Source organism: Aeromonas sp. 603079, from assembly GCF_049172135.1.
GTDB classification, from domain to species: Bacteria; Pseudomonadota; Gammaproteobacteria; order Enterobacterales; family Aeromonadaceae; genus Aeromonas; species Aeromonas veronii.
Genome location: NZ_JAAKPX010000010.1, coordinates 44,788 through 66,570 on the forward strand (window position 1 = coordinate 44,788; position 21,783 = coordinate 66,570).

Here is a 21,783-nt window from a genome sequence, read left to right on the forward strand (position 1 = left end):
TGGACTTTTCCTTATAAATTATTACCTTGTGGTAACAATTTGCAGGCGATGGTGGTGGTAACGGAATGGGAGCAGTCATGCAGCCACATGGGCAATTTGACATGGAGCGCAGGGGCCAGATGCTGATCTGCCGCCCGAGTGGCCCTTTCAATCTGGCAGGTGCCATGGCCTATGAGGCGCGTTTTCGTCACGAACTGGCCGGATTGATGGATGGCCCCTGGGGGATTGTCGAGGTCGCGACCGAGTTTGAAGCGGCCGGGCCCGAGGTGCTGGCCCGTTTTCGTCGCCAGTTTGGCTGGTGTGCCGAGAGTGGCTGTCAGTTTCTGGCGGTGGTCTTCGTGGGGGGCTTCAAGCGCTATCTGGCGGATAATATCTTCACGGGATTGCCCTTTCGGGCGGTACGTTACTTCGAGCAGGAGGCAGCGGCCATCCAGTGGCTGGGGGAGCAGCTCAACACCGCTCCCTGTGAACCTGCGCACGCTTGACCACCTCGCTCACCGTTTGGACGGGTTTCACTCCAGCTTGATAAACCACTTGTCCCGCTCGTCAACGCAGTCGGGTTCACCCATTTCGAATTCGCGGCAGATCAGCGGTCGCACCTCGTACTCGTACATGGATGGGGCACATCATCGTGGTGAGTGCATTCGAGGATCCTGGTCAATCCAGCTTGATAAACCACTTGTCCCGTTCGTCAACGCAGTCGGGCTCACCCATTTCGAATTCGCGGCAGATCAGCGGCCGCACCTCGTAGATACGGCACATCATGGTGTTGCGGTCGAGGGCGGCGCACCAGCCATCGTCCAGCCGGCGCATGACCGGTATCTCGCCTTCCCGTTCCAGTACATAACGGTCCGGCACGCCGGTATCGGTAAAGAGCATCACTTCGAGGCGGCAGCAGCAGGCTTCGCAGTTCTGGCAGCTCACATCGGTTTGGATTGCTTGGGTCATGGTGCCTGTCTTGCCGCATGGCGGCATCGGAGATATGAAACAGGCGCCTCTCAGGCGCCTGTGGTCTGGCTAACGGCTTGCAAAAAACCTTAGCCCAGTTTGCGGGCGCGGTAGCTGCGACCCTTGATCTTGCCTTCCTGCAACCGCTTGAGGGCGGCGCTCGCCACGCTGCGCTTCACGGCGACGTAGGAGTACTGCTCGGAGATCTGGATCTTGCCCACGTCGGCGCCGGCAATGCCGCCTTCACCGGTCAGGGCACCCAGAATGTCACCGGCCCGCACCTTGGTCTTGCGGCCTGCATCGATGGAGAGGGTCACCATCTGCGGGGCGATCGGCTTGATGTCGCGGCCGATGCTGTCGAGATCACCCAGCGGCATCGGGGCCTGCTGGTACTCTTCGATAAAGTTGACGCGCTGGGCCTCGTTCGGCTGATAGAGGCTCAGGGCCAGACCCTGCTGGCCGGCACGACCGGTACGGCCGATGCGGTGCACGTGCACTTCCGGATCATAGGTCAGCTCGTAGTTGATGACGGCGCCCAGCTCCTTGATGTCGAGGCCGCGGGCCGCCACATCGGTGGCCACCAGAATGGTGGCGCTGCCGTTGGCAAAGCGCACCAGCACCTGATCCCGCTCGCGCTGTTCCAGATCGCCATTCAGCGCCAGCGCCGAGAAGCCCTTGGCGGCCAGATGGTCGGCCACGTCGTTACAGGCGCGCTTGGTGTTGCAGAACACCACGCAGGAGCTGGGCTGGTAGTGACTCAGCAGCCAGGTGAGGGCGTCGAGGCGATGACCGGCAGGCACTTCATAGAGCTTCTGTTCGATGGCGCTCCCCTCGTGCAGGGACTCCACGCTCACCTCGACCGGATTGCGCTGCACGCCGCGGCTCATCTGGGCGATCCCTTCCGGATAGGTCGCGGAGAAGAGCAGGGTCTGACGCTGTTGGGGGGCATAGCTGATGACCCGGTTGATATCTTCGCCAAAGCCCATGTCCAGCATGCGATCCGCTTCATCCAGCACCAGCGTCTTGAGGCCGGAGAGCTCCAGCGTACCTTGCTCCAGATGTTTGAGAATGCGACCCGGGGTGCCAACAGCGATGTGGGCACCAAAGCTCAGGGTGGCGGACTGCGGTGCGGTCGGGGTGCCGCCGCACAGGGTCACCAGCTTGACGTTGGGCAGGGCGCGCGCCAGACGACGGATCTCGGTGGCCACCTGATCCGCCAGTTCGCGGGTCGGGCAGAGCACCAGCGCCTGCACTTCGAGGCGGTTGACGTTGAGCTTGGCCAGCAGGCCGAGGCCGAAGGCGGCGGTCTTGCCGCTGCCGGTTTTTGCCTTGGCGATCAGGTCTTTGCCATCGAGCACCAGGGGCAGGCTCTGGGCCTGGATCGGGGTCATCTGCAGGTAACCCAGGCTGGTGAGGTTCTCTTGCAGGGCGGGGGAGAGATTGAGGCTGCTAAATTCGCTGTTGTTCACAAAAGGACTCTATTTCGGAGAAAACGGGGATGCGCGAGCGCTAAGGCCGCGCATCATACCAGAATGTGGCACCGGATGTGGCGGATTTTTGAACGGCTGGCCATGGGGGGCACATTATGGGGGTATTTGTTGCCAGATTGGTTGTGAGCAATATGTGAAAGGATATCGGGGTAATTATTCAAACATGCGTGTAATTATTTATTGCGGATAAACGTTTGCCATTTCTGTTGTTTAAATATAATGGTTGAAAAATATTCTATTGGCGAGTGTGGCATTAAGCACAATGTTGCGAAAATGATATCAAGATATTTTGGAGGGCCATGAAAATGCCATTTTAATTATGTAATATCATGTTTTTTTAATGAATTTGTCGTCGTCAAAGTTGTGCGATTAATATCAGGTTGTTGCGTAATTAATTTAAAAACGTTTGTATTATCCTGCATGCATATTATTACACGGGATTGTGATGACTCTCTGATTTTTAAATGTGCAAATGTCTATGATGGCGCCGGTCGAAAATTACAATTCACTCAGGTGCTACAGGTATGGAATACGTTCACTTTGTGCTCGGACTGGTGATGGTCCTCGCTCTTTCTCTGCTGGCTAACCGCCACAACTGGAGACAGATCAAGCTGCGTTATATCGGCCAACTGCTGGTGGTCGAGCTGGCGCTGGCCTGGTTCATGTTGAACTCGGAAGTGGGTCTGGCTGTGGTGGGTGGCTTCGCGGCCGGCTTCACCAAGCTGATGGAGTTTGCCAAGCAGGGAACCGACTTTGTATTTGGCGGCATGATGAATGAAGGTTCATTTACCTTCTTCCTGATGGTGTTGATGCCCATCGTCTTCATCTCCGTGTTGATCGGTATTCTGCAGTACATCCGCCTGTTGCCGCTGGTGATCCGCGGTATCGGTACCGTGTTGGCCAAGATCAACGGCATGGGCAAGCTGGAGTCCTTCAACGCCATCAGCTCCATGATCGTCGGTCAATCCGAGAACTTCATCGCGCTCAAGAACATCCTGCCGCACCTGAACGAGAAGCAGATGTACACCCTGGCGGCGACGGCGATGTCCACCGTCTCCATGTCCATCGTCGGTGCCTACATGCAGCTGATCGAGCCGCGTTACGTGGTGGCTGCGCTGGTGCTCAACATGTTCAGCACCTTTGTCGTGCTGTCGCTGATCAACCCGTACGAGCCGGACAATACCGTGACCGATGCCAAGGCGCTGGCCGAGGGCGACGAGCACCATACGCCGAAGAGAGAGAACTTCTTCGAGATGCTGGGCGAGTACATCATGGCCGGTTTTTCCGTTGCCGTTATCGTGGCGGCCATGCTGGTGGGCTTTATTGCCCTGATCGCCCTGGTCAACTACCTGTTCGAGCTGGCGTTTGGTGTCAACTTCCAGTACGTCATGGGCTACCTCTTCTATCCAATCGCCTGGATTCTGGGTATCCCGAGTGGTGAAGCGCTGCAAGCGGGCTCCATCATGGCGACCAAGCTGGTGACCAACGAGTTCGTGGCCATGATGGATCTGGGCAAGATTGCTGCCGAGCTCTCCCCGCGTACCGTCGGCATCCTCTCCATCTTCATGGTCTCTTTCGCCAACTTCAGCTCCATCGGCATCATCGCCGGTGCGGTAAAAGCGCTGAACGAAGAGAAGGGCAACATGGTTTCCCGCTTCGGTCTGAAGCTGGTCTACGGTTCAACTCTGGTCAGCCTGCTCTCTGCTGTTATCACAGGCATCATGATCTGATCCTCTAGTGGCATCTGCCACGGTTTGAGCCCCTGACCTCGTCAGGGGCTTTTTTATTTCTGGCTTACAGGCGCCAGCCGCACCACCAGCCGGCAACCAGCAGGGTGAAGGTGCAAAAGCCGGTTTCGATGGCGCCGCCACTGCGCAGCGACCAGCCCGGCAGGCGGTAACGGCGCTTGATGGGCCAGAAGAGCGGAATGCCCGCCGGGGTGAGCCAGTCCCCCAGCAGATGGCTGAGGTAGCCGACGATAAGCGCATCCTTGACCCCCATGGGCAAGGTGTCCGGCGGCAGGCTCTGATTCAGCCCCCAGACAGCAGCGGCGACCGCCAGCAGACTGTGGGTGAAGCCGCGATGGCCGAACAGCCGCGACAGAGGTTTCGAGATCCACGGCAGGCGCTGCCCTAGCACCGATTTGGGGTGGTCGAGGTCGGGCAACAGGGCGCTGGCCAGCGCGGCAGGGATTGTCTGCCACAGGCTGGCATCGGCCAGTGCCGGAGTGAGCTGCAGTTTGTGGGCGATCAGGGTGCAGGTTACGGAGAAGAGCAGGTGCCCTTGGGCGGTCATGATGATTACGGCGTGGACAAGATGGCGGCGCATCTTACCAGCCTGACGGTTGTGGTCAGCTCTTATTTTAAAAATCAGGATGTTACGGCGAAAAAGCGCCCATGTTGGGCGCCTTTAGGGTCTCTTTACAGCTTGCCTTTGACCAGCCACTTGTCGAGGGCGTTGGCGAAGCGCTGTTTGTCAGCGGCATTGAAGGGGGCCGGGCCGCCGGTCTGCACGCCGGCCGAGCGAAGCTCTTCCATAAAGTTGCGCATGCCGAGCCGCGCCTTGATGGTCTCGCGGGTGTAGATCTCGCCGCGGGGATTGAGTGCCTCGCCACCGGCATCGATCACCCAGGAGGCGAGAGGGATATCACCGGTGATCACCAGATCGCCGGGCTGAACCTGCTGGGCGATGACATGATCTGCCACATCGAATCCCTTTTCCACCTGCTGGGTTTTGATGAAGGGCGAGGGGGGCACCCGCAATCCCTGATTGGCCACCAGGGTGGTGACGATCTGGGCGCGGTGGGTGGCGCGGTAGAGGATCTCCTTGACCGGAATGGGGCAGGCATCGGCATCAACCCAGATGGGCATGGCATGTTTTCCTGTAGTGAAAGCGGATAAAAAAACGAGAGCGGCCATGTTAACACAGGCCTCCCTTCCCGGCGCGGGGCTGAGTCGGCCCAACCTTTGGTGTAAGCTGGGGCCAGCACATGAAACGAGAAGGAGACGAGATGGATCGGGTGCCCGGTGAAGTGATTTATGCCCTGACCCTGGATGGCAAGGGTGGCATGGCGCCGCTGACGGCGGGAAGTGAAGTCCCGGCGGCACATCCCGGCTGGCTGCATCTGGATTACGGCAATCCCGATTCGGCGCGCTGGCTGTTGCAGACCCCCTTGCTCAGCGAGGCGGCCAGGGAGTCGCTGCTCGGCCAGAGCAATCGTCCCAAGCTGGTGCGGATGGGGGAGACGGTGCTGCTGATCCTGCGCGGCATCAACCACAACAAGGATCACAGGCCCGAAGAGATGGTGGCGCTGCGCATCTTCATCACCCCGGATCTCATCATCAGCAGCCGTCGTCGTCCGCTGCTCTCCGAACAGGATGTCTTCAACCAGCTCAAGCTGGGCGGCGGCGCCGATACCCCGGCCGACTGGCTGGTGGAGATTTGTGATGCCCTGACCGATCGGGCGGGGGAGTTTGTCGAGGAGCTGCACGACAAGATCCTCGATCTGGAGGAGATGGTGCTGATGCGCGACATGCCCGCCAATGGCCGCTTGGCGCTGATCCGCAAGCAGCTCATCATGATCCGCCGCTACCTCTCCCCCCAGCGGGATCTGGTGGCGCGGCTGGCCAACGAGAAGATCAGCTGGCTGGATGAGGATGATCGCCGCCGTCTGCTCGATATCGCCGACCGGCTGCGGCGCTGGCTCGATGACCTCGATGCCGGAGTGGCGCGCACCGCTGTGCTGGCAGACGAGATCAACAATCTGATGGCAGAGGCGACCAACCGCCGCGCCTACCAGATGTCGGTGATGGCACTGCTCTTTTTGCCGGCCAGTTTCCTGACCGGTCTGTTTGGCATCAACCTGGGGGGCATTCCCGGGGCCGAGAATCCGACCGCTTTCTGGGTCTTCTGTGGTTCGCTGGTGGCGCTGGCAAGCGGGCTGGCTATCTGGCTCAAGCATCGGCGCTGGTGGTAAGGAGGCATAACCCATGTGGCAATCCATTGGTCTGACCCTGCTGCTGTTGCTGGGGCATACCCTGATCCGGCGGCTTATTCACAAGAGTCTGCTGGCGCTCGGTCAGAGTCGGCAGGTGAGCGAGAACCGGGTGCTCTACGTGGCCCATGTGTTCCACTTCCTGCTCGGCTGTGCCACCTTGCTGGTGCTGGCCGGGGTTTGGGGGCTCGACTTCTCCCGACTGGTGGTGCTCGCGTCCTCCTTCTTTGCAGTATTGGGGGTCGCCATGGTCGCCCAGTGGTCGATCCTCTCCAACATCACCGCCAGCATCACCATCTTCTTCGCCTTCCCCTACAAGATTGGCGACCGGATCCGCATCCTCGACAAAGATGATTCGGTCACCGGCGTCATCACCGAGATTGGCTTGTTCTACGTGCGGGTGCGTGATGACAACGGCGATCTGGTCACCTATCCGGCCAACCTGATCCTGCAAAAGCCGGTCAGAAAGCTGGAGGGCAAGGTGGTGGAGCCGTTGCAACCGGAGTAGCAGGACATTTGCTGCCGGGGGGCTGGGCGTAGCGAGGAGTGATGCTCTGGTGTAAATCCACCACGCCTTCATTGGACACAGACTATTGTGGATGCGTGCTGCGGCCACAATAGCCAGAACGACTCAACAGTTGGCTCCGCAGCTAGATCTCCTGTTGTGAGAGATCGGCCTGCGGCTTGTGTTGCCAGATTGCGCCGAGCAGCAACTTGAGCAGCAGTCCGGGCGGGTTGTCCAGCAGTTTGCCGGACTCCAGCAGCAACTGGCCATCGGCGCGAAATCCGAGGCTGGCATCTATGGTGCCATCCTCCGAGACCACCTGGATCAGGCCATTGAGGGCGGAGCGCTCACCGGGCTGACAGCGCAGCCGCAGTTCGCGGGGTTCCCCCAGCAGGGTAAAGGCGCGGCTCAGCGGGGGTGAGTCTTCATAATCGGGCCAGTTGAAGAAGTGATACTGTTCGGCCAGGGCGCCAGCCTGCTGGCAGAACTGGTCGAACAGCTGCCCGATCGCCTGATACTCCTGATCGAGTCGTCTTGCCTGCTCTTCAATCCGTTTCATTGCTTACTCCTTGTGTATCCACTTGATCAGACATTGCTTTTCTGACCCCGTGACTGCCGTTTTCCAGATATGAGGCCAAATGGCCGCGAGGTCTGTGAGCCGGATCGAAGTTTCAGTCTGAAAACGTTATCTTGTTGAAACTGGATGGTTTTTTTGCCCTCTCGCTCACATTTGAATCGATTGCCGCTGATTAATATGGCACCGCCTGGCAATGACCGGGTGCTCGACTATCGAGACTAACTACAGCGGGAATTATAAAAATATGGATATGAAAAAGACCAAAGTGGCGCTGGTAACAGCCTCACTGCTCGCGCTTTTGTCTGGCTGTAATGACAACAGCTCTGATGCCTCCGGTGTGAACCCCGTCCCCCCTACACCGCCTACACCTGAAGTCACCGATGGGCCTGTCGCTCGTCTGCCCAAGATGGATCCCCCGAAAGAGTTGCTGGTTGCCGGCGACAATCAGGTGGTCATTGCACTGGTGGATACCCAGTCGGCAGCCAAAGGCGCCAAGGCACCGTTTGACAGCTACAGCCTGCACCTTTGGAACAACGACGCCTGCAAGGCAACGGCAGATAGCGGCCTGAATACCGGGTGGGATGACAAGAGCAAGACACCGGCCACCGCCGACAGCTTTGGTCCGGCCTGGGTCGTTCCGCTCAACAAGGTGGAAGGGTGCATCAACTTTATCGCCCGCAACGGCGATCTGGCCAACCTGACCGGCAGCGATATGAAGGTGATCTTCAGTGAGCACCCGGATCGCACCGTGGCCATTGTCGCGGGCAAGAAAGATCTGTTTGGCAGCCGTGCCGAAGCCTTTACCGCCGCCTTTGGCGTGGCGGGGGCCAGCGCTCATTTGATCGATGGCAATACCCTGATTTGGCAAGGGGGCAAGGACAAGCCCCACGTTCGCCTCTATTACACCGACTCGGGCACCATCAAGGCCAATGCCGATGGGGTGTTCGATTTCCCCTATATCAGCCTGACCGCGACCAGCCTGACTGCCGAGCAGCAGGCCAAATATCCGCACCTCAAGGATGCGGCCGCCTTTGCCCTGCCTGCCGGGAAAGATCTCAAGCCCCTGCTCAAGGGTGAGCTGGTGGCTATCGGCACCGATGCCGACGGTATCCTGCAAGGAGCCACCCTGGTGCAGAGCGCCGGCGCCCTCGATGCGCTCTATGCTCCCGAGGCGACCAAGCTGAGCTATGGCGCCGTGGTAGAGGGCAATCGGGTGACCTTCCGTCTCTGGGCGCCGACCGCCAAGTCGGTCAAGCTGGCCCTCTACAACGCCAGCCACCAGAAGAGTGGCGAGGTAGCGATGACCTTTGACAGCGCCAGCGGCAGCTGGAGTTATGAAGGGGGCAGCGAGCTGATCGGCCAGTTCTATCGCTACGATATGGAGGTCTACCATCCGCTGAGCCGCAAGGTTGAGCACTACGAGGTGACCGATCCCTACTCCCTGAGCCTCGCGATGAACTCCGAGTTCAGTCAGGTCGTGGATCTCGACGACCCGGCCCTGAAACCGGAAGGGTGGGACAGCCTCAAGGCGCCCCACAGCCAGCAGAACCCCGCCGACATCACTATTTATGAGGCCCATGTTCGTGACCTGACCGGCAACGATGCCTCCACCGATGAAGAGAATCGCGGCAAGTTTGTCGGTCTGACCCAGCCCGACTCTGTACCGGTCAACCATCTGAAAGCGCTGGCAAAGAGCGGCGTCAGCCACTTGCACCTGCTGCCGGTGTTCGATATCGCCACCGTCAACGAGGATCCGGCCAAGGTGGCCAATCTCGGCGATGACTTCAGCAAGCTCTGTCAGGTCAATCCGGATGTGAAAACATCCAAATTTGGTGGCTATTGCGGTGGCGGCCAGACCGTGGGAGATGTGCTGGCCGATCTGCAAGGGGGCGACAGCAAGGATAATCCGCAGGTGCAGGAGCTATCCGGTTACCTGCGCGGCGTCGACTCCTTCAACTGGGGTTATGATCCCTACCACTACACCACGCCGGAAGGCTCCTACGCCACCAACGCCGAGGGCACCAAACGTATTCTGGAGTTCCGCGAGATGGTCAAGGCCATCAAGCAGAACATCGGCATGAACGTGGTGATGGATGTGGTCTACAACCATACCAACGAATCCGGGCTCGGCCCCAAGTCGGTGCTCGACAAGATAGTGCCTTGGTACTATCAGCGCCTCAATCCGGAGACCGGCTCGGTGGAGAACTCCACTTGCTGCTCCAACACGGCGCCGGAACACGCCATGTTTGCCAAGCTGATGGATGACTCCCTGGTCACCTGGGCGCGCGACTACAAGATCGACGCCTTCCGCTTCGACCTGATGGGCCACCATCCGAAAGATCAGATGGTGCAGGCGCTGGCCGCGGTGAAGAAGGTCAATCCCGAGATGTACTTCTACGGCGAGGGGTGGAACTTCGGCGAAGTGCAGGATGACAAGCGCTTCGTGCAGGCTACCCAGAAGCATCTGGGCGGTACCGGTATCGGCTCCTTCTCCGATCGCTTGCGCGATGCGGTGCGCGGCGGCAGTCCGTTCGACGGTGGCGATACCATTCGCAAGACCCAGGGCTTTGGCAACGGTGCCTTCGTCGATCCTAACGAAATGAGCAAGGTGGATCTGGCGACGGCCTTGCACCAGTCCGATCTGGTGCGGCTCGGCATGGCGGGCAACCTCAAGGAGTTCGTGCTGACCGACAAGGATGGCATGCCGAAGAAAGGCGCCGAGATCGACTACAACGGTCAGCCTGCCGGTTATGCCCAGGATCCGGTGGAAGTGCAGAACTATGTCGACAAGCACGACAACCAGACCCTGTTCGACAACCTGATCTACAAGGCGCCTGCCGGAGCCGATCTGGTGCGGATGCAGGGGGTCTCGCTAGCGACTGCCATGCTGGGTCAGGGCATTCCCTTCACCCACGCCGGTGTCGAGCTGCTGCGTTCCAAATCCATGGAGCGGGACAGCTATGACTCGGGCGACTGGTACAACAAGGTCGACTACACCCTGGGCGACAACAACTTCGACAAGGGATTGCCGCGCAAGGACAAGGATGGCGACAACTATCCGCTGATCGAGCAGGTGCTCGGCAAGCATGCCAAGCCGGGCTCGGCCGAGATGGCGCAGATGGTGAGCTTCTATCAGGAGCTGGCGGAGCTGCGCAACTCATCCCGCCTGCTGCGTCTGGGCAGTGGCGCCGAGGTGATCAAGCGGGTCGACTTCCGCAATACCGGCCCGGATCAGGTGCCGGGCCTTATCGTCATGACGGTGGATGATGGCGTCAGTGCCGGAGCGGATCTGGATCCGGCCATCGACGGTCTGGTGGTGATGATCAACGCCAGCAACCAGAGCCAGAGCATCGGCGACTTCCGTGACGGTAACGATCAGCCGATCGATCTGAGCGGTATGGTGCTAAGCAGCAAGCATCGCGCAGTCGACAGCATCGCCAGCGGCGCCGCCTATGATAACGGCCAGCTGACGCTGGGGGCCTGGTCTGCCGCCGTGTTCGTCAAGCCGCAGTCTGGTGCACAGGGTGCGGGCCTGCCGGTCAGCAAGAAGACCGACCTGAGCACCCTGCCACCGTTTGGCAACACCGATGTTTATCTGAAGGGGTTCCTCGATGAGTGGGGCAACACCAACCAGATGACCTTCAGCGGCAACTTTATGTACGAGTTCACTACCGAGGTGAGCACCGACAAGCTGGGTACCACCAACGTCAAGATCGCTGACGCCAGCTGGGGGCCGGTCAACTACGGCAGCTGCAACGCCGGTGACAAGCTGGTGGTTGGCACTCCGCTGACCCTTTGCAAGGGGGGAGAAACCGGCAATATCGGTGTCGATCTGGCCAAAGCAGGCAGCTACAAGTTTGTCTTTACCGCCATGAACAAGGACAAACCGACCCTGAGCGTCAGCTTCACCGAGCCTGTGCAGAGCTGCAAGGTGCTGGATACGGTGGCGGGCAATCCGCTTGGCTACAACCTCTTCGTCAAGGGTGAGCTCTCCGGCTGGGGAGCCCAACCTCAGTACCAGCTGAGCTACAAGGGGATGGACGGCGATCTCGCCATCTATCAGGCGGCGTTCAACTACGCCGGCAGCACCGAGTTCAAGGTGGCCAACGAGGACTGGAGCAAGGAGTACCTGCTCAACGGTGGCGGCGCGGTGAACGCTGAAACCGGCTATTCGTTCGCCTTCTCCAAGGGGGGCAGTGCCAATAACAGCATCACCTTGCCGCAGGGGCTGTGGAGTGTGCTGGTGAAGGTTGACCCGGCTGGCGTTAAGGCGGGCACAGCCGTCATTCAGGAGTGCAGCGTCAAGTAAGCAAGCCATTGAGTCCGGGGGATGGCTCGGCGCCCCCGGGTTGAATTCCACCTCGCCAAGGGTGGGATAACTCCGAGAGAGTAAGCAAAGCGCGACTGCCGACCGGCAGGCGCGCTTTTTCTTTTACGGGGAACCGTGAGAAAAATGAGAGGAAAATGAAAAGCCGTCCCGGTTGGGGGACGGCTTTTGGCTGGCTTAACGCTTGCGCAGCAGCCGCAAGGCGTTGGCGGTCACCAGCGCGGTGGCGCCGGTATCGGCCAGCACCGCAATCCACAGGCCGGTGATGCCGAGCAGGCTGGTGACCAGAAAGATGGCCTTCAGTCCCAGTGCCAGCGCGATATTCTGGTGAATATTGGCCAGTGCCGCCCGCGACAGCCGGATCATCGTGGCAATACCGCCGAGCTGGTTGTGGGTCAGCGCCGCATCGGCGGTCTCCAGCGCCACATCGGTGCCGCCGCCCATGGCGATGCCGATACTGGCCCGCTTCATGGCAGGGGAATCGTTGATGCCATCACCGATCATCGCGACTTTCTGCGAGCTGGCGAGTTTGGCAATCTCATCGACCTTTCCCTCCGGCAACAGGCCGGCGCGCCAGCCCATGCCCAGCTCGGCGGCGATCGCCTCGGCGGCGTTGGGGTTGTCACCGGTCAACATAATGCTGTTGAGCCCGAGCTGATGGAGTTCTTGTAGTGCGGCCGCCGCTTCGGGCCGGATCTGATCCCGCAGCGCCAGCAGGGCAACCGGCAACGCCTGAGCATCGCTGCTCTGGCAGAGCACCACAACGGTCTTGCCCTGCTGCTCCAGCGAAGCAATCCGGGTTTGCTGTTCCATATTCAGGGCTGCCACCCGGCTCGGTGCCAGCAGTTGCCACAGTTCACCGTTGATGCGTCCCTCAACCCCCATGCCCGGCAGAGCGCGCAGGTCGCGGGCCTCCGCCAGCGAGAGTCCCTGTTTGGTCGCGTTGGCGACCACGGCGCGGGCCAGCGGGTGGTGGGAGCCCTGCTCGATGGCAGCCGCCAGCGCCAGCAGTTCGGTTTCCGGCTGGCCATTGAGGCTGACCAGCTCGGTCAGCTGCGGCTTGCCCAGCGTCAGGGTGCCAGTCTTGTCAAAGGCGACGGTGTCGATATGGGCCAGTCGCTCCAGCGCAGCACCCCCCTTGATCAGGGCCCCCTGACGGGTGGCGGCGGCCAGCGCCGAGGTAACCGCTGCCGGGGTGGAGATGACCAGCGCGCAGGGGCAGCCGATCAGCAGCAGCGCCAGCCCGCGATAGATCCACTCGTCCCAGCTCTGGCCGAAGGCAAGGGGTGGCACCAGCACCACCAGCAGGGCGACCAGCATCATGGCCGGGGTATACCAGCGGCTGAAGCGGTCGATAAAGCGCTCGATGGGCGCGCGCTGGCTCTCCGCTTCCTCGATAAGGTGCAGGATGCGGTCGATGGCGTTGTTGCCGGGCTCGGAGACGACTTCAAGGCGCAGCACTCGATCGGCAGCCAGACTGCCGGCCGGCACCTTGTCACCCTGACGGCGTTCCACCGGAATGGATTCACCGGTCAGGGCACTCTCGTCAAACGCGCCGAGGGCGTCGAGCAGACGAGCATCGGCAGGCAAGCGGGCACCCGGAGCGATTTCGATAATGTCGCCGGGACGCAGCTCATCGGCAGCGACCTCTTCCCGCACCTCGCCCTCGGCAGTGGTACGGATGCGCAGCGCCTTGTCAGGCACCAGCGCCATCAGCGCGGTCACTCCGGCCCGGGCGCGCCCGGCGGCGTAGGCCTCCAGATGTTCACCCAGCATAAAGAGCAGCAGCACCATGGCCGCTTCGGCGGTTTCGCCGAGGAACAGGGCCCCCACGGCGGCGACCGTCATCAGGGTCTCGATGGCGAAGGGGGAGCCGCTTTTGGTCAGCGCCCACGCCTTGCGGGAGATGGGCCACAGACCCCAGAGGGTCGCCAGGGTAAAGAGTGGCTGACCGAGCTCTTTCGGCAGCAGGGCGGCAACCAGCATCAGACCCGCCAGTGACAGGGGTTGCCAATATTTGCCCAACAAGTTACCGAATAGATTTCCTTGCAGGGGCTGTTGTGAAGCTTGCTTACGGCCAGCTGCCTGCTTGTCAGCACTTTCCCCCTTGAGCTGGAAACCTGCGGCCAGCACGGCGGCGGTGACGGGATCGGGGGAGAGGCCGGGGGCCAGATCCACCACCAGCTTCTCGGTGGCAAACAGCACGCGCGCCTGCTGCACGCCGCTCACCCGGCTGACGGCTGTCTCGATCTTGCGGGCGCAGCTGGGGCAATCCATCCCCAACACCTGCCAGCTGTGGCGACTGTTACCTTGCGCAGGCGCAATCAGAGGGTCGGCAGGGGGCATATCGTGCCCATGCCCATGCTCATGCTTATGATCGTGAGCTGGCGATAAGGGGGCGCTGCAGCACGCTTGATTGTGGCAGCTTCCTCGGGGAGGCTCTTCATCCCCGGGGGATTCATTGCCGTCACGGGATGCGTGCTCATGAGGCGTCGAGCAACTGACGGGCGTGGTGTTGTCGCAGCAGTGGCTATCGTGGTGATGCTCACTCTGGCCGGGGGCCGCCTTGCTGACGGCCTTGATGGGGGCGGCTTGCTGATGATTGCAGCAGGATTTGCTCATGATGAGTCCCTCTTGATGGATCCCGCCCCTGCGAGATCCCTGATTACCGAGAAGGAGTCTAAACCTTGGTGTTAAGTCCAAGGTCAACCCCTTTATATCCCTTGTCTTCGCGGGTGTTTGTCTGGTCCCGCCGCCCCTATACTGATCACCCGGATTTTTACTACACCAATAAAGGACATAACACATGAGCAACTCAGTCACTCTGCAAGGCAACCCGGTTTCCGTCGCTGGTCACTTCCCGGTCTCCGGTGAGCAAGCCAAGCCCTTCTCCCTGGTGGCCAAGGATCTCTCCGACGTGACCCTGGCAAGCTTTGCCGGTCAGCGCAAAATCCTGAACATCTTCCCGAGCGTCGATACCCCGACCTGCGCGACCTCTGTGCGCAAGTTCAACGAGCAGGCCAGCGCGCTGGATAACACAGTTGTGCTGTGCATCTCCGCCGATCTGCCGTTCGCCCAGTCCCGCTTCTGTGGCGCCGAAGGTCTGGACAAGGTAGTGACCCTTTCCACCCTGCGCGGTGCGGCCTTCATGGAAGATTACGGTGTTGCTTTCTCTTCCGGCCCGCTGGTAGGGCTGACCGCTCGCGCCATCGTGGTACTGGATGGTGATAACAAGGTACTGCACAGCGAGCTGGTCGCCGAAGTGGCCGACGAGCCGAACTACGCCGCGGCTCTGGCCGTGCTGTAAGGCTGCAAGCCATAAAAAAATCCCGCTTAGGCGGGATTTTTTTATGCGGGAATTGTCCGTTCAGGGCGTAGCGGGCGGGGTGGTCGCCGGTTCAGCCTTGGCGGGTGGGGAGGGTTGCCACTCCACATAGGGGCGGTGGATCTTCTCGTAGATCTCGGCCAGTTTGCCGGTGGCGGCCAGCTGATCAATGGCTTGGCGGAGAAATTCGTCCATCTCATCACCAGCGGTCCCTTTCTGGATGATGAAGACATCCTCGAAATCCCCGAAAAATTCTCGCCTGATATTGGTCAGCCCCAGCTGCTTGAGCATCAGGTCAGCCTCCTCTTGCGCCCAGACAAAGGCGTCGATACGGCCGCGTGAGAGCTTGCGCAGTGACTGCTCGATACTCATCGAGCGCTGCACCGGGAAGGGCATATAGTCGGGAACCGCCTCGATTAGCAGATCCCGTTTGGTGGGCACTATGCCATAGGCCATATCCGTGGTGACCGGATAGGCGGTATTGCTGTAAATCACATGGGCAACTTTGCCAAAACTGCGGGTGCTGAAGCGATAAGCCAGCATATCGATATCCTTGAGGTTGCGGATGGCGGGCAGCCCCAGGTCAGCCTTGCCGGAGATCACCCCAGCCATGGCACGGGCGATGGGGTAGATAGTGATCTTGATGGTCACATCGGGGTAGAGATCATCGATGGCGTGCACCAGGTCGACAAAGGGGCCTGTCTTGTCGGCATTGATCAGCCCAGGCAGCTCGCCAAGGTGGGCATTGAGGATGCGCACCGGCTTCGGCGGCTCGGGGGTGGCGTCGTTCTCCGGAGTCTGCGACAGGCCGAGGGTGGCGCTGCCGAGCAGGGTGACCACGAGCAGCAGAAGGGGGATGTGTCTGGTCATGGCGGGTCTCTCTTGGTGATGGGTCAGCTAAAGTGTAGTCATCCGGTCGCCAGCCCCCTCGGCCAGGCCAACATGGATAGGGTTTTACTTCTCGGCCCCCGCTCACTAGACTTCGCCTCCCACTTCTTTGTTGACGTAGCGCCATGACCTTTAGCGAACTTGCCCTCCATCCCGCTCTGCTTGCCTCTTTGCCCGCCACCTTGCAGACGCCGACCCGCATCCAGCAGCTGGCCATTCCGGCGGCGCTGGCGGGGCAGGATCTGCTGGCGCTGGCCCAGACCGGCAGCGGCAAGACGCTGGCGTTTGGCTTGCCGCTGCTGCAACGGCTGGATCCTGCCTCCAGGCAGGTGCAGGGTCTGGTGCTGGTGCCAACCCGCGAGCTGGCGACTCAGGTCACTGCCGCGCTTGAAGAGGGCGCCGAGGCGCTGGGGCTGCGTATCGTGACGTTGTGTGGGGGCGTTGCGCAGGAGCGGCAACAGGCCGAACTGGCGCAGGGGCCACAGCTGCTGGTGGCGACGCCGGGGCGGCTGCGGGATCTGCTGACCCAACAGGTGCTGGGGCTGGATGGTTTGCAACTCTTGGTGCTGGATGAGGCGGATCGCCTGCTGGAGATGGGCTTTGCTCCCGACATCAAGGCGCTGCTCGGCTTTATTCCGGCGGATCGCCAGACCCTGCTCTTCTCCGCCACCTTGCCTGCCGAGCTGGAGGCGCTGGCCAACGGCCTGCTGCGCGAGCCTACCCGTATCGAGGCCAACCCCCTCAACAGCGTGGTGAACGAGATCGAAGAGCGACTCTATCTGGTCAACAAGAGCAGCAAGGTCCCGGCGCTCATCAGCCTGCTCAAGGAGCAGGCGTGGCCGCAGGTGCTGGTCTTTATCAGTGCGCGGGATGATGCCGACGGGGTTGCCAGAAAGCTGGCCAAGGCGGGCATTGCGGTGGCCGCCCTTCATGGCGAGAAGGAGCAGGCGGTGCGCGAGCAGGCGCTCGGCGATTTCAAAGAGGGCAAAATTCGGGTGCTGGTGGCCACCGACCTGATGGCGCGCGGCATCCATGTGGAGGCGCTGCCGGTGGTGATCAATCTGGACTTGCCCGCCAGCGCCCCTGTTTACGTACACCGCATCGGTCGTACCGCCCGGGCTGGCCGCGAGGGGTTGGCCATTTCGCTGGTCTGCCATGGCGAGAGTGACATGCTGCAAGCCATTCGCACCCTGACCGGCCGCGAGCTGCCGTTGGGCGATCTGGCTGGATTCCCGGTTACCGACCAGCCTGCCAGCGGGGAGGGCAAGCGCCCCCCTCGTGACAAGCAGGCCAATCGCCGTACTCAGGCCAAACGCAGCGTCAAGCAGTTCAAGGGCAAGCGCTGACCTCAGGGTTTGCCTTGCTCCCGCGCGAAGAAGTCACGACGCCACTGGCTCAACACCTCCTCCTTGTGTTGTTGCCACAGCGCAGGATCCATCTGTTGTTGGCTGGCCGCCAGTTGCTGCTCGAGCTCGGCCAGCTCTCGCTGGTAGCGGCTGCGTTGATCGAGCTGCTGCTGGCGCGCCTCGGCAAACGCCAGCGTGGCTTCGACTTTCTCTGCGGGCAGGAAGTGATGGGCCAGGGTGGCCAGCTCCTCATCTCCCCACAGCTGACGGGCTTGCTGCAGGCGGGTCTCCGGGTTGAACAGCTCGCCTGCCAGATCCGGATGATCCGCCGCCCACCGGTCCTGCAAGCGGCTGAGGGCGTCCAGCCGCTCGGCCAGCGGTAACTGCTCGCTCTCTTGCGCCAACTGATCCAGCGCCAGGGCATAGCGCCCCTGTAGCCGGATCAGGCTCTCACCCTCGCTCAGCCACCCGGCCTCTGTTGCTTCCAGATTGCTCACACGCTGCGCCAGTGGCAACTCGCTGTCGCTGATCTCGCTGGCAAGCTGGTTGATCAGTTCATCCGGCATCGCCTGCCAGCTGCTGGGCACTTCTTTGCTTTTGCCATCCATCCCCTCAGCGTTTGGCATGTGGGGAGGCGGGCTCCCCGGTTCTGCTGGCAACTGTGGATTGGCCAGAGAGGGCGTCGCCGACCGTCCTGGCGATATCGGAGACGGCTCTTCCTGCCAGCCCAGATTCACCAGCAAAAGGGTCAGGATAGCCAGCGCCAGTATCCCGTAACTGCGAGTCATCGGCTGATCTCTCCTTTGACCGGGAAGTGGTCTGAGAGGTTGCTGGCGGGCCAGAGGCTGCCATCGCTGCTGCGCGGGATCCAGACCGTGTTGAGGTTGTGGCTGGCGCTGCCGTATTCCCGGCTTACTACCAGATAGTCCAGATACTCGACGTTGGCGCCACCGGAGAGCGGGCCACCGGCATAGGGGTTGATCCTGGGATCGAAGGTGGCTTCGGTATAGCCGCCATAGGCGGGTTCATGGGCGTTCAGATTGGCCAGCATGTTGGCGTAGTCATCGGCAAACTTGCGTTTGTTGACGTTGAAGTCGCCGCCGTAGATGACGGTGTCTGTGGCAGGGATCTTGAGGCTGGCTGCCAGAGAGCGGATCTGGCCGAACTGGATCTGGCGCAGCTTGCGCGCCTCGTCGGTGTCGAAGCTGGCGTGTGGGTGGCGAACAGGTGCCACGCCTTGCCCCCCTTGATCACCTCGGCGTACATCACCCCCTTGTCGGCGAAGCAGTCGGTACCGGTGCATTGGGGATAGACCAGCTGGGCCTCCCGCACGATGGGATAGCGGCTGACGATCACCACGCCGCCGTCATGAATGTTGACCCCGGGCTTGTCGAGTACTTTGGTCTGGTAGGGGTACTCTTTCGCCAGCGCCTGCAAAAAGCCCTCGCGGCGGCCATCGAATACCTCTTGCAGCAGTAGGGCGTCATAGCCCTTGAGATAATCAGGCAGCAAGGTCAATCGTTCGCCGATGCTGGAGGCGATCACAGGCAGCGCCCAGACGTTGTAGCTGGCCACCTTGAGCCTGTTTTCTGCCGGTTCCGGTTGCTCCCGTTTTTGGGGGGGCGTGATCATATAGTGCAGATCGTCGTAGCGGCCGGTGAATTTGGCGGCAAAGGCCAGCTCCTGTGGCCCGGCAACGCGGTGGATCGCCCGAGCGTTTTGCCAGCCGGATGCGCCGGTTGGCGTTTCGCCACCGTGCTGCAAGGTGGTGTTCCACCAGGTTCCCTCCATCAGCTGGTTGAGCCGATAGACGTCGCCACCCGCTGTGGTCACGCGGGTTTCGAACAGATAACTCTTGCCCGCCTTGACCCCCTCATAGCGATTGAAGCTGAGTACCATGGCGCTCTCCCACGGGCCCAGCTCGGTACGGTGCTGGCTCCACTGACTGCCGGGTTGCAGCTGGCCGCTGCCGCTTTGGCGGATGTCGATCTGGAGCGGTTCAGGACTGTTGTTGGTGAGATAGACATCGGTATCGGCCAGTGCCAGTCGCGGGAACTGGCTGACCAGCAGCAGGGCGGCATAACTGAGGGTTTTCTGCATCACAGGATCCTTTTGGTTGCAGGGCAAGGGAAAGTGACTGTTATGGCGAATGCAGAGGTCAGTTTGTTTACATTTTGGTTACAAGCAAATGAATTGGTTTTGTTTGGAGCTTTGTTGAGGTGTAAAGCGAGAGAGGCAGCACGCTTAAAGAGAGAGGGAAGAGCGAGGGAAGGCGCCCGTGTCAGGCGCCTTCAGGAGTTAGCGGTGGGCCAGCGGGTAGGTGAAGAGCGCCAGATGGGCGAAGTTGAAGGCGAAGTGGATCAGGATGGCTACGGAGAGTCGCCCGCTGAGCTGGAATGCCAAGCCGTAGCAGCAGCCTGCCAGGGTCGCAAACAGCGCCAGCAGTGGGCCACCGGGCAGGTGGATGGCTCCGAACAGTAGCGCGGCCACGACGATGCCAATCCAGGGGCGGTAACGCTCGGTCAGCTCCTGCTGGATTGCGCCGCGAAACAGCGCCTCTTCCGCCACGCAGGTGAACAGTAGATTGTTGAGTGCAAACAGCCACCACCAGTGGGGCAGACCCACTTCCGGTTTCAGTGCCCCCAACTGCCAGGCGATGACCAACAGAGCTCCCAGCGGCAGCAGTAACAGGGCCAGCGGGCGCCAGCGGATGGCGCCCCCCTTGCCCAGCAGTATTGGGCAGGCCAGCAGCAAGCCAAAGAGCAGCAGCGGTTTGTCGAGGTTCAGATACATGTTGAACGGCACGCTGGCGGGGCCTGCCAGCGCCTGATCCAGCACCTTGAGATTGTTGAAACCGGGGATCAGGTGCAGGGTCAGCGCAATCGCCCAGAGGATCAGCACCACTCTGGCCGCCATCGCCCAGCGGGCGGGGAGGGTTGGCGTACGCCACGCAAGCAGTAATCCTGCGACCGAGACCAGCAGGGCGGGTAGCGTCATTCTGTCAAGCCACAGTGCCAGCAGCAGGGAGAGTCCCAGCAGGGCAAAGGCGGGAAGACGTTGGCGGAAGAGGGCAAGCAGCACGGCCAGCGCCAGCGCGCCCCAGATAAATGAGTCGGGGAGGGGTAACATTGGATCTCCTTGATCGAGGCAGGCGGCAACCTTAACAAGTGGACGTCAGCAGGACAACCGCGCAGGAGGTGGTCGGATCCCTTCTCTATACTCATCAACAGGGTAAAGGGAGAGCAGCTGATGAAGCACTGTCTGTGGTTGTTGTGTTGTTGGTGTGTCTGGCTGCAGGCCGCACCCTTGCTGCTGGTGACCGGTGAGTTCACCCCCTATACCGGCAAGGCCCTGCCTGAAGGCGGCGAGAGCACCCGGCTGGTGACGACCCTGCTGCAAGAGGCCGGGTATCGAGAGCTCCAGGTCGACTACCTGCCCTGGCCCCGCGGCTATCAGTTGACCCGCAATGGGTTGGTCGCGGCCACCTTCCCCTACGCCTGGACTGCCGAGCGGGCCAAGCTCTTCCACTACAGTGCTCCCATTCACATAGATCGCCTCTCCTGGTTTACCTATCGGGGGAGCGAGGCTATTCAGGCTGGCCGCTGGCAAGGGTTGCGTGTCTGTATTCCGCTGGGGTGGAGTACCAGCCATGCCGACGGGGTGATCAAGCGTTTCGGGCTGGATCTGCAGCGCCCCAAGACCCTGGCACAGTGTCTGCAATTGCTGGATCGCAAACGGATCGATCTGCTGCCGATGAACGAGACGGTGACCCGGGATGCCAGCCGTCAGCTGTTTGGCGACCCCTGCCATCTGCAGGCATTGCCCCACTTTCGTCAGAGCGACACCTTTTACCTGATCATTTCACGGCAGTACCCGGAGGCCGCGAACCTGCTTGAGCGCTTCAATCATGCGCTGGCTGCCGCCCGTGCCGATGGTCGCTATGACCAACTGGTCTCCCGAGCCGGAAAGGGGATCGATTGCCGTTGAGAGTACCTAGGCGGAAAACAAAAAGCCGGAGCAGTGGCTCCGGCTTTCTTTATGCCTTCAGGGGCGATTAGCGGCCTGATTCTGCGATCACGCGGGCGATGATATCGGCGCGCTTGCCGGCTTCCAGTTCGCCCAGGGCGATCAGGCCAGCCTTGAAGATGACGTTCTTCGGCAGGCTGACGTCGTCCAGCGTGGCGATCGCTTCAACGTGCATGCCGTTCAGACGGCTGGCATCGCGCGGGCTCAGGTTGACCTGAGTGTTCATCACCTGCTTGCCTTTCTTCTTGGCAGGTGCAGCCGCTTTCTTGGTGGATTCCTGTTCTTCGTCTTCCGGCAGTTCGTCATCAAAATCGTAAATAGACATAGTCAATCCTGTTGAGTTAGGCAAAAGGGCAC

18 protein-coding genes and 1 pseudogene are annotated in these 21,783 nt (G+C 60.9%); 8 read left to right on the top strand and 11 right to left on the bottom strand.

The genetic code is table 11. From position 1 onward, the window contains the following. The first annotated feature begins 77 nt into the window (after window positions 1-77). A complete protein-coding gene (locus G5287_RS09075; RefSeq protein ID WP_337073192.1) occupies window positions 78-485 on the top strand; it encodes a hypothetical protein in 408 nt (135 codons plus the stop codon). Between the two features lie 172 nt (window positions 486-657). On the opposite strand, the gene G5287_RS09080 is transcribed toward G5287_RS09075, so the two are convergent. Together G5287_RS09080 and dbpA are read right to left on the bottom strand one after the other, a co-directional pair. Then, window positions 658-948 carry a YkgJ family cysteine cluster protein gene (locus G5287_RS09080; RefSeq protein WP_005363120.1) on the bottom strand — a complete coding sequence of 97 codons (291 nt, stop codon included), beginning with the start codon at window positions 946-948 and terminating at the stop codon, window positions 658-660. Between the two features lie 89 nt (window positions 949-1,037). Continuing rightward, a complete protein-coding gene (dbpA, locus tag G5287_RS09085) occupies window positions 1,038-2,417 on the bottom strand; it encodes an ATP-dependent RNA helicase DbpA (RefSeq protein ID WP_421172272.1) in 1,380 nt (459 codons plus the stop codon). A 545-nt stretch (window positions 2,418-2,962) separates the two neighbouring features. Between dbpA and G5287_RS09090 the strand changes: the two genes are divergently transcribed. Then, window positions 2,963-4,168: a NupC/NupG family nucleoside CNT transporter gene (locus tag G5287_RS09090; protein WP_421231190.1), complete on the top strand. Its 1,206-nt coding sequence runs from the start codon at window positions 2,963-2,965 to the stop codon at window positions 4,166-4,168. Window positions 4,169-4,232: 64 nt separating this feature from the next. Here the strand turns inward: G5287_RS09090 and G5287_RS09095 are convergent, their stop codons facing one another. After that, window positions 4,233-4,733, bottom strand: coding sequence for a metal-dependent hydrolase (locus G5287_RS09095; RefSeq protein WP_421231212.1), 501 nt, complete (start codon window positions 4,731-4,733; stop codon window positions 4,233-4,235). A gap of 125 nt (window positions 4,734-4,858) precedes the next feature. After that, window positions 4,859-5,308 carry a YaiI/YqxD family protein gene (locus G5287_RS09100; RefSeq protein WP_421231191.1) on the bottom strand — a complete coding sequence of 150 codons (450 nt, stop codon included), beginning with the start codon at window positions 5,306-5,308 and terminating at the stop codon, window positions 4,859-4,861. Window positions 5,309-5,448: 140 nt separating this feature from the next. Here G5287_RS09100 and zntB point away from each other — a divergent pair, with 140 nt between their 5' ends. After that, the gene (gene zntB / locus G5287_RS09105; RefSeq protein WP_005341467.1) at window positions 5,449-6,414 is read left to right on the top strand and encodes a zinc transporter ZntB; all 966 of its coding nucleotides are present in this window, start codon (window positions 5,449-5,451) and stop codon (window positions 6,412-6,414) included. Window positions 6,415-6,427: 13 nt separating this feature from the next. Further along, window positions 6,428-6,940, top strand: coding sequence for a mechanosensitive ion channel domain-containing protein (locus G5287_RS09110; RefSeq protein WP_005335914.1), 513 nt, complete (start codon window positions 6,428-6,430; stop codon window positions 6,938-6,940). A 142-nt stretch (window positions 6,941-7,082) separates the two neighbouring features. Here G5287_RS09110 and G5287_RS09115 read toward each other — a convergent pair whose 3' ends face one another. Further along, complete coding sequence (locus G5287_RS09115) at window positions 7,083-7,496, bottom strand: hypothetical protein (protein WP_216952830.1); 414 nt, start codon at window positions 7,494-7,496, stop codon at window positions 7,083-7,085. 262 nt (window positions 7,497-7,758) lie between these two features. On the opposite strand from G5287_RS09115, the gene pulA reads away from it, so the two are divergent. Further along, a complete protein-coding gene (pulA, locus tag G5287_RS09120) occupies window positions 7,759-11,823 on the top strand; it encodes a pullulanase-type alpha-1,6-glucosidase (RefSeq protein WP_421231192.1) in 4,065 nt (1,354 codons plus the stop codon). 195 nt (window positions 11,824-12,018) lie between these two features. On the opposite strand, the gene G5287_RS09125 is transcribed toward pulA, so the two are convergent. Next, entirely contained in the window at window positions 12,019-14,463 is a 2,445-nt protein-coding gene (locus tag G5287_RS09125) for a zinc/cadmium/mercury/lead-transporting ATPase (protein WP_421231193.1), read from the bottom strand. A 184-nt stretch (window positions 14,464-14,647) separates the two neighbouring features. On the opposite strand from G5287_RS09125, the gene tpx reads away from it, so the two are divergent. Then, complete coding sequence (gene tpx / locus G5287_RS09130) at window positions 14,648-15,148, top strand: thiol peroxidase (protein WP_159142982.1); 501 nt, start codon at window positions 14,648-14,650, stop codon at window positions 15,146-15,148. Window positions 15,149-15,208: 60 nt separating this feature from the next. Here the strand turns inward: tpx and G5287_RS09135 are convergent, their stop codons facing one another. Next, entirely contained in the window at window positions 15,209-16,036 is an 828-nt protein-coding gene (locus tag G5287_RS09135; RefSeq protein ID WP_374841704.1) for an ABC transporter substrate-binding protein, read from the bottom strand. Window positions 16,037-16,179: 143 nt separating this feature from the next. On the opposite strand from G5287_RS09135, the gene G5287_RS09140 reads away from it, so the two are divergent. After that, window positions 16,180-17,400 carry a DEAD/DEAH box helicase gene (locus G5287_RS09140; RefSeq protein WP_421231194.1) on the top strand — a complete coding sequence of 407 codons (1,221 nt, stop codon included), beginning with the start codon at window positions 16,180-16,182 and terminating at the stop codon, window positions 17,398-17,400. 2 nt (window positions 17,401-17,402) lie between these two features. Here G5287_RS09140 and G5287_RS09145 read toward each other — a convergent pair whose 3' ends face one another. The 3 genes and pseudogenes from G5287_RS09145 to G5287_RS09155 form a co-directional block, all read right to left on the bottom strand. Then, window positions 17,403-18,188, bottom strand: a complete 786-nt coding sequence (locus G5287_RS09145; RefSeq protein WP_421231195.1) for a hypothetical protein — start codon at window positions 18,186-18,188, stop codon at window positions 17,403-17,405. Next, window positions 18,185-19,500: pseudogene (locus G5287_RS09150) on the bottom strand (sphingomyelin phosphodiesterase). The gene G5287_RS09145 and the pseudogene G5287_RS09150 overlap by 4 nt, the downstream one beginning before the upstream one ends. 198 nt (window positions 19,501-19,698) lie before the next feature. Next, window positions 19,699-20,529 (bottom strand): CPBP family intramembrane glutamic endopeptidase, encoded by an 831-nt coding sequence (locus G5287_RS09155; RefSeq protein ID WP_421231196.1) that lies wholly within the window; start codon window positions 20,527-20,529, stop codon window positions 19,699-19,701. Window positions 20,530-20,649: 120 nt separating this feature from the next. On the opposite strand from G5287_RS09155, the gene G5287_RS09160 reads away from it, so the two are divergent. Then, a complete protein-coding gene (locus G5287_RS09160) occupies window positions 20,650-21,387 on the top strand; it encodes a substrate-binding periplasmic protein (RefSeq protein WP_005357922.1) in 738 nt (245 codons plus the stop codon). 67 nt (window positions 21,388-21,454) lie between these two features. Here G5287_RS09160 and G5287_RS09165 read toward each other — a convergent pair whose 3' ends face one another. Then, entirely contained in the window at window positions 21,455-21,751 is a 297-nt protein-coding gene (locus G5287_RS09165; protein ID WP_005348860.1) for a hypothetical protein, read from the bottom strand. Window positions 21,752-21,783: the final 32 nt, after the last annotated feature.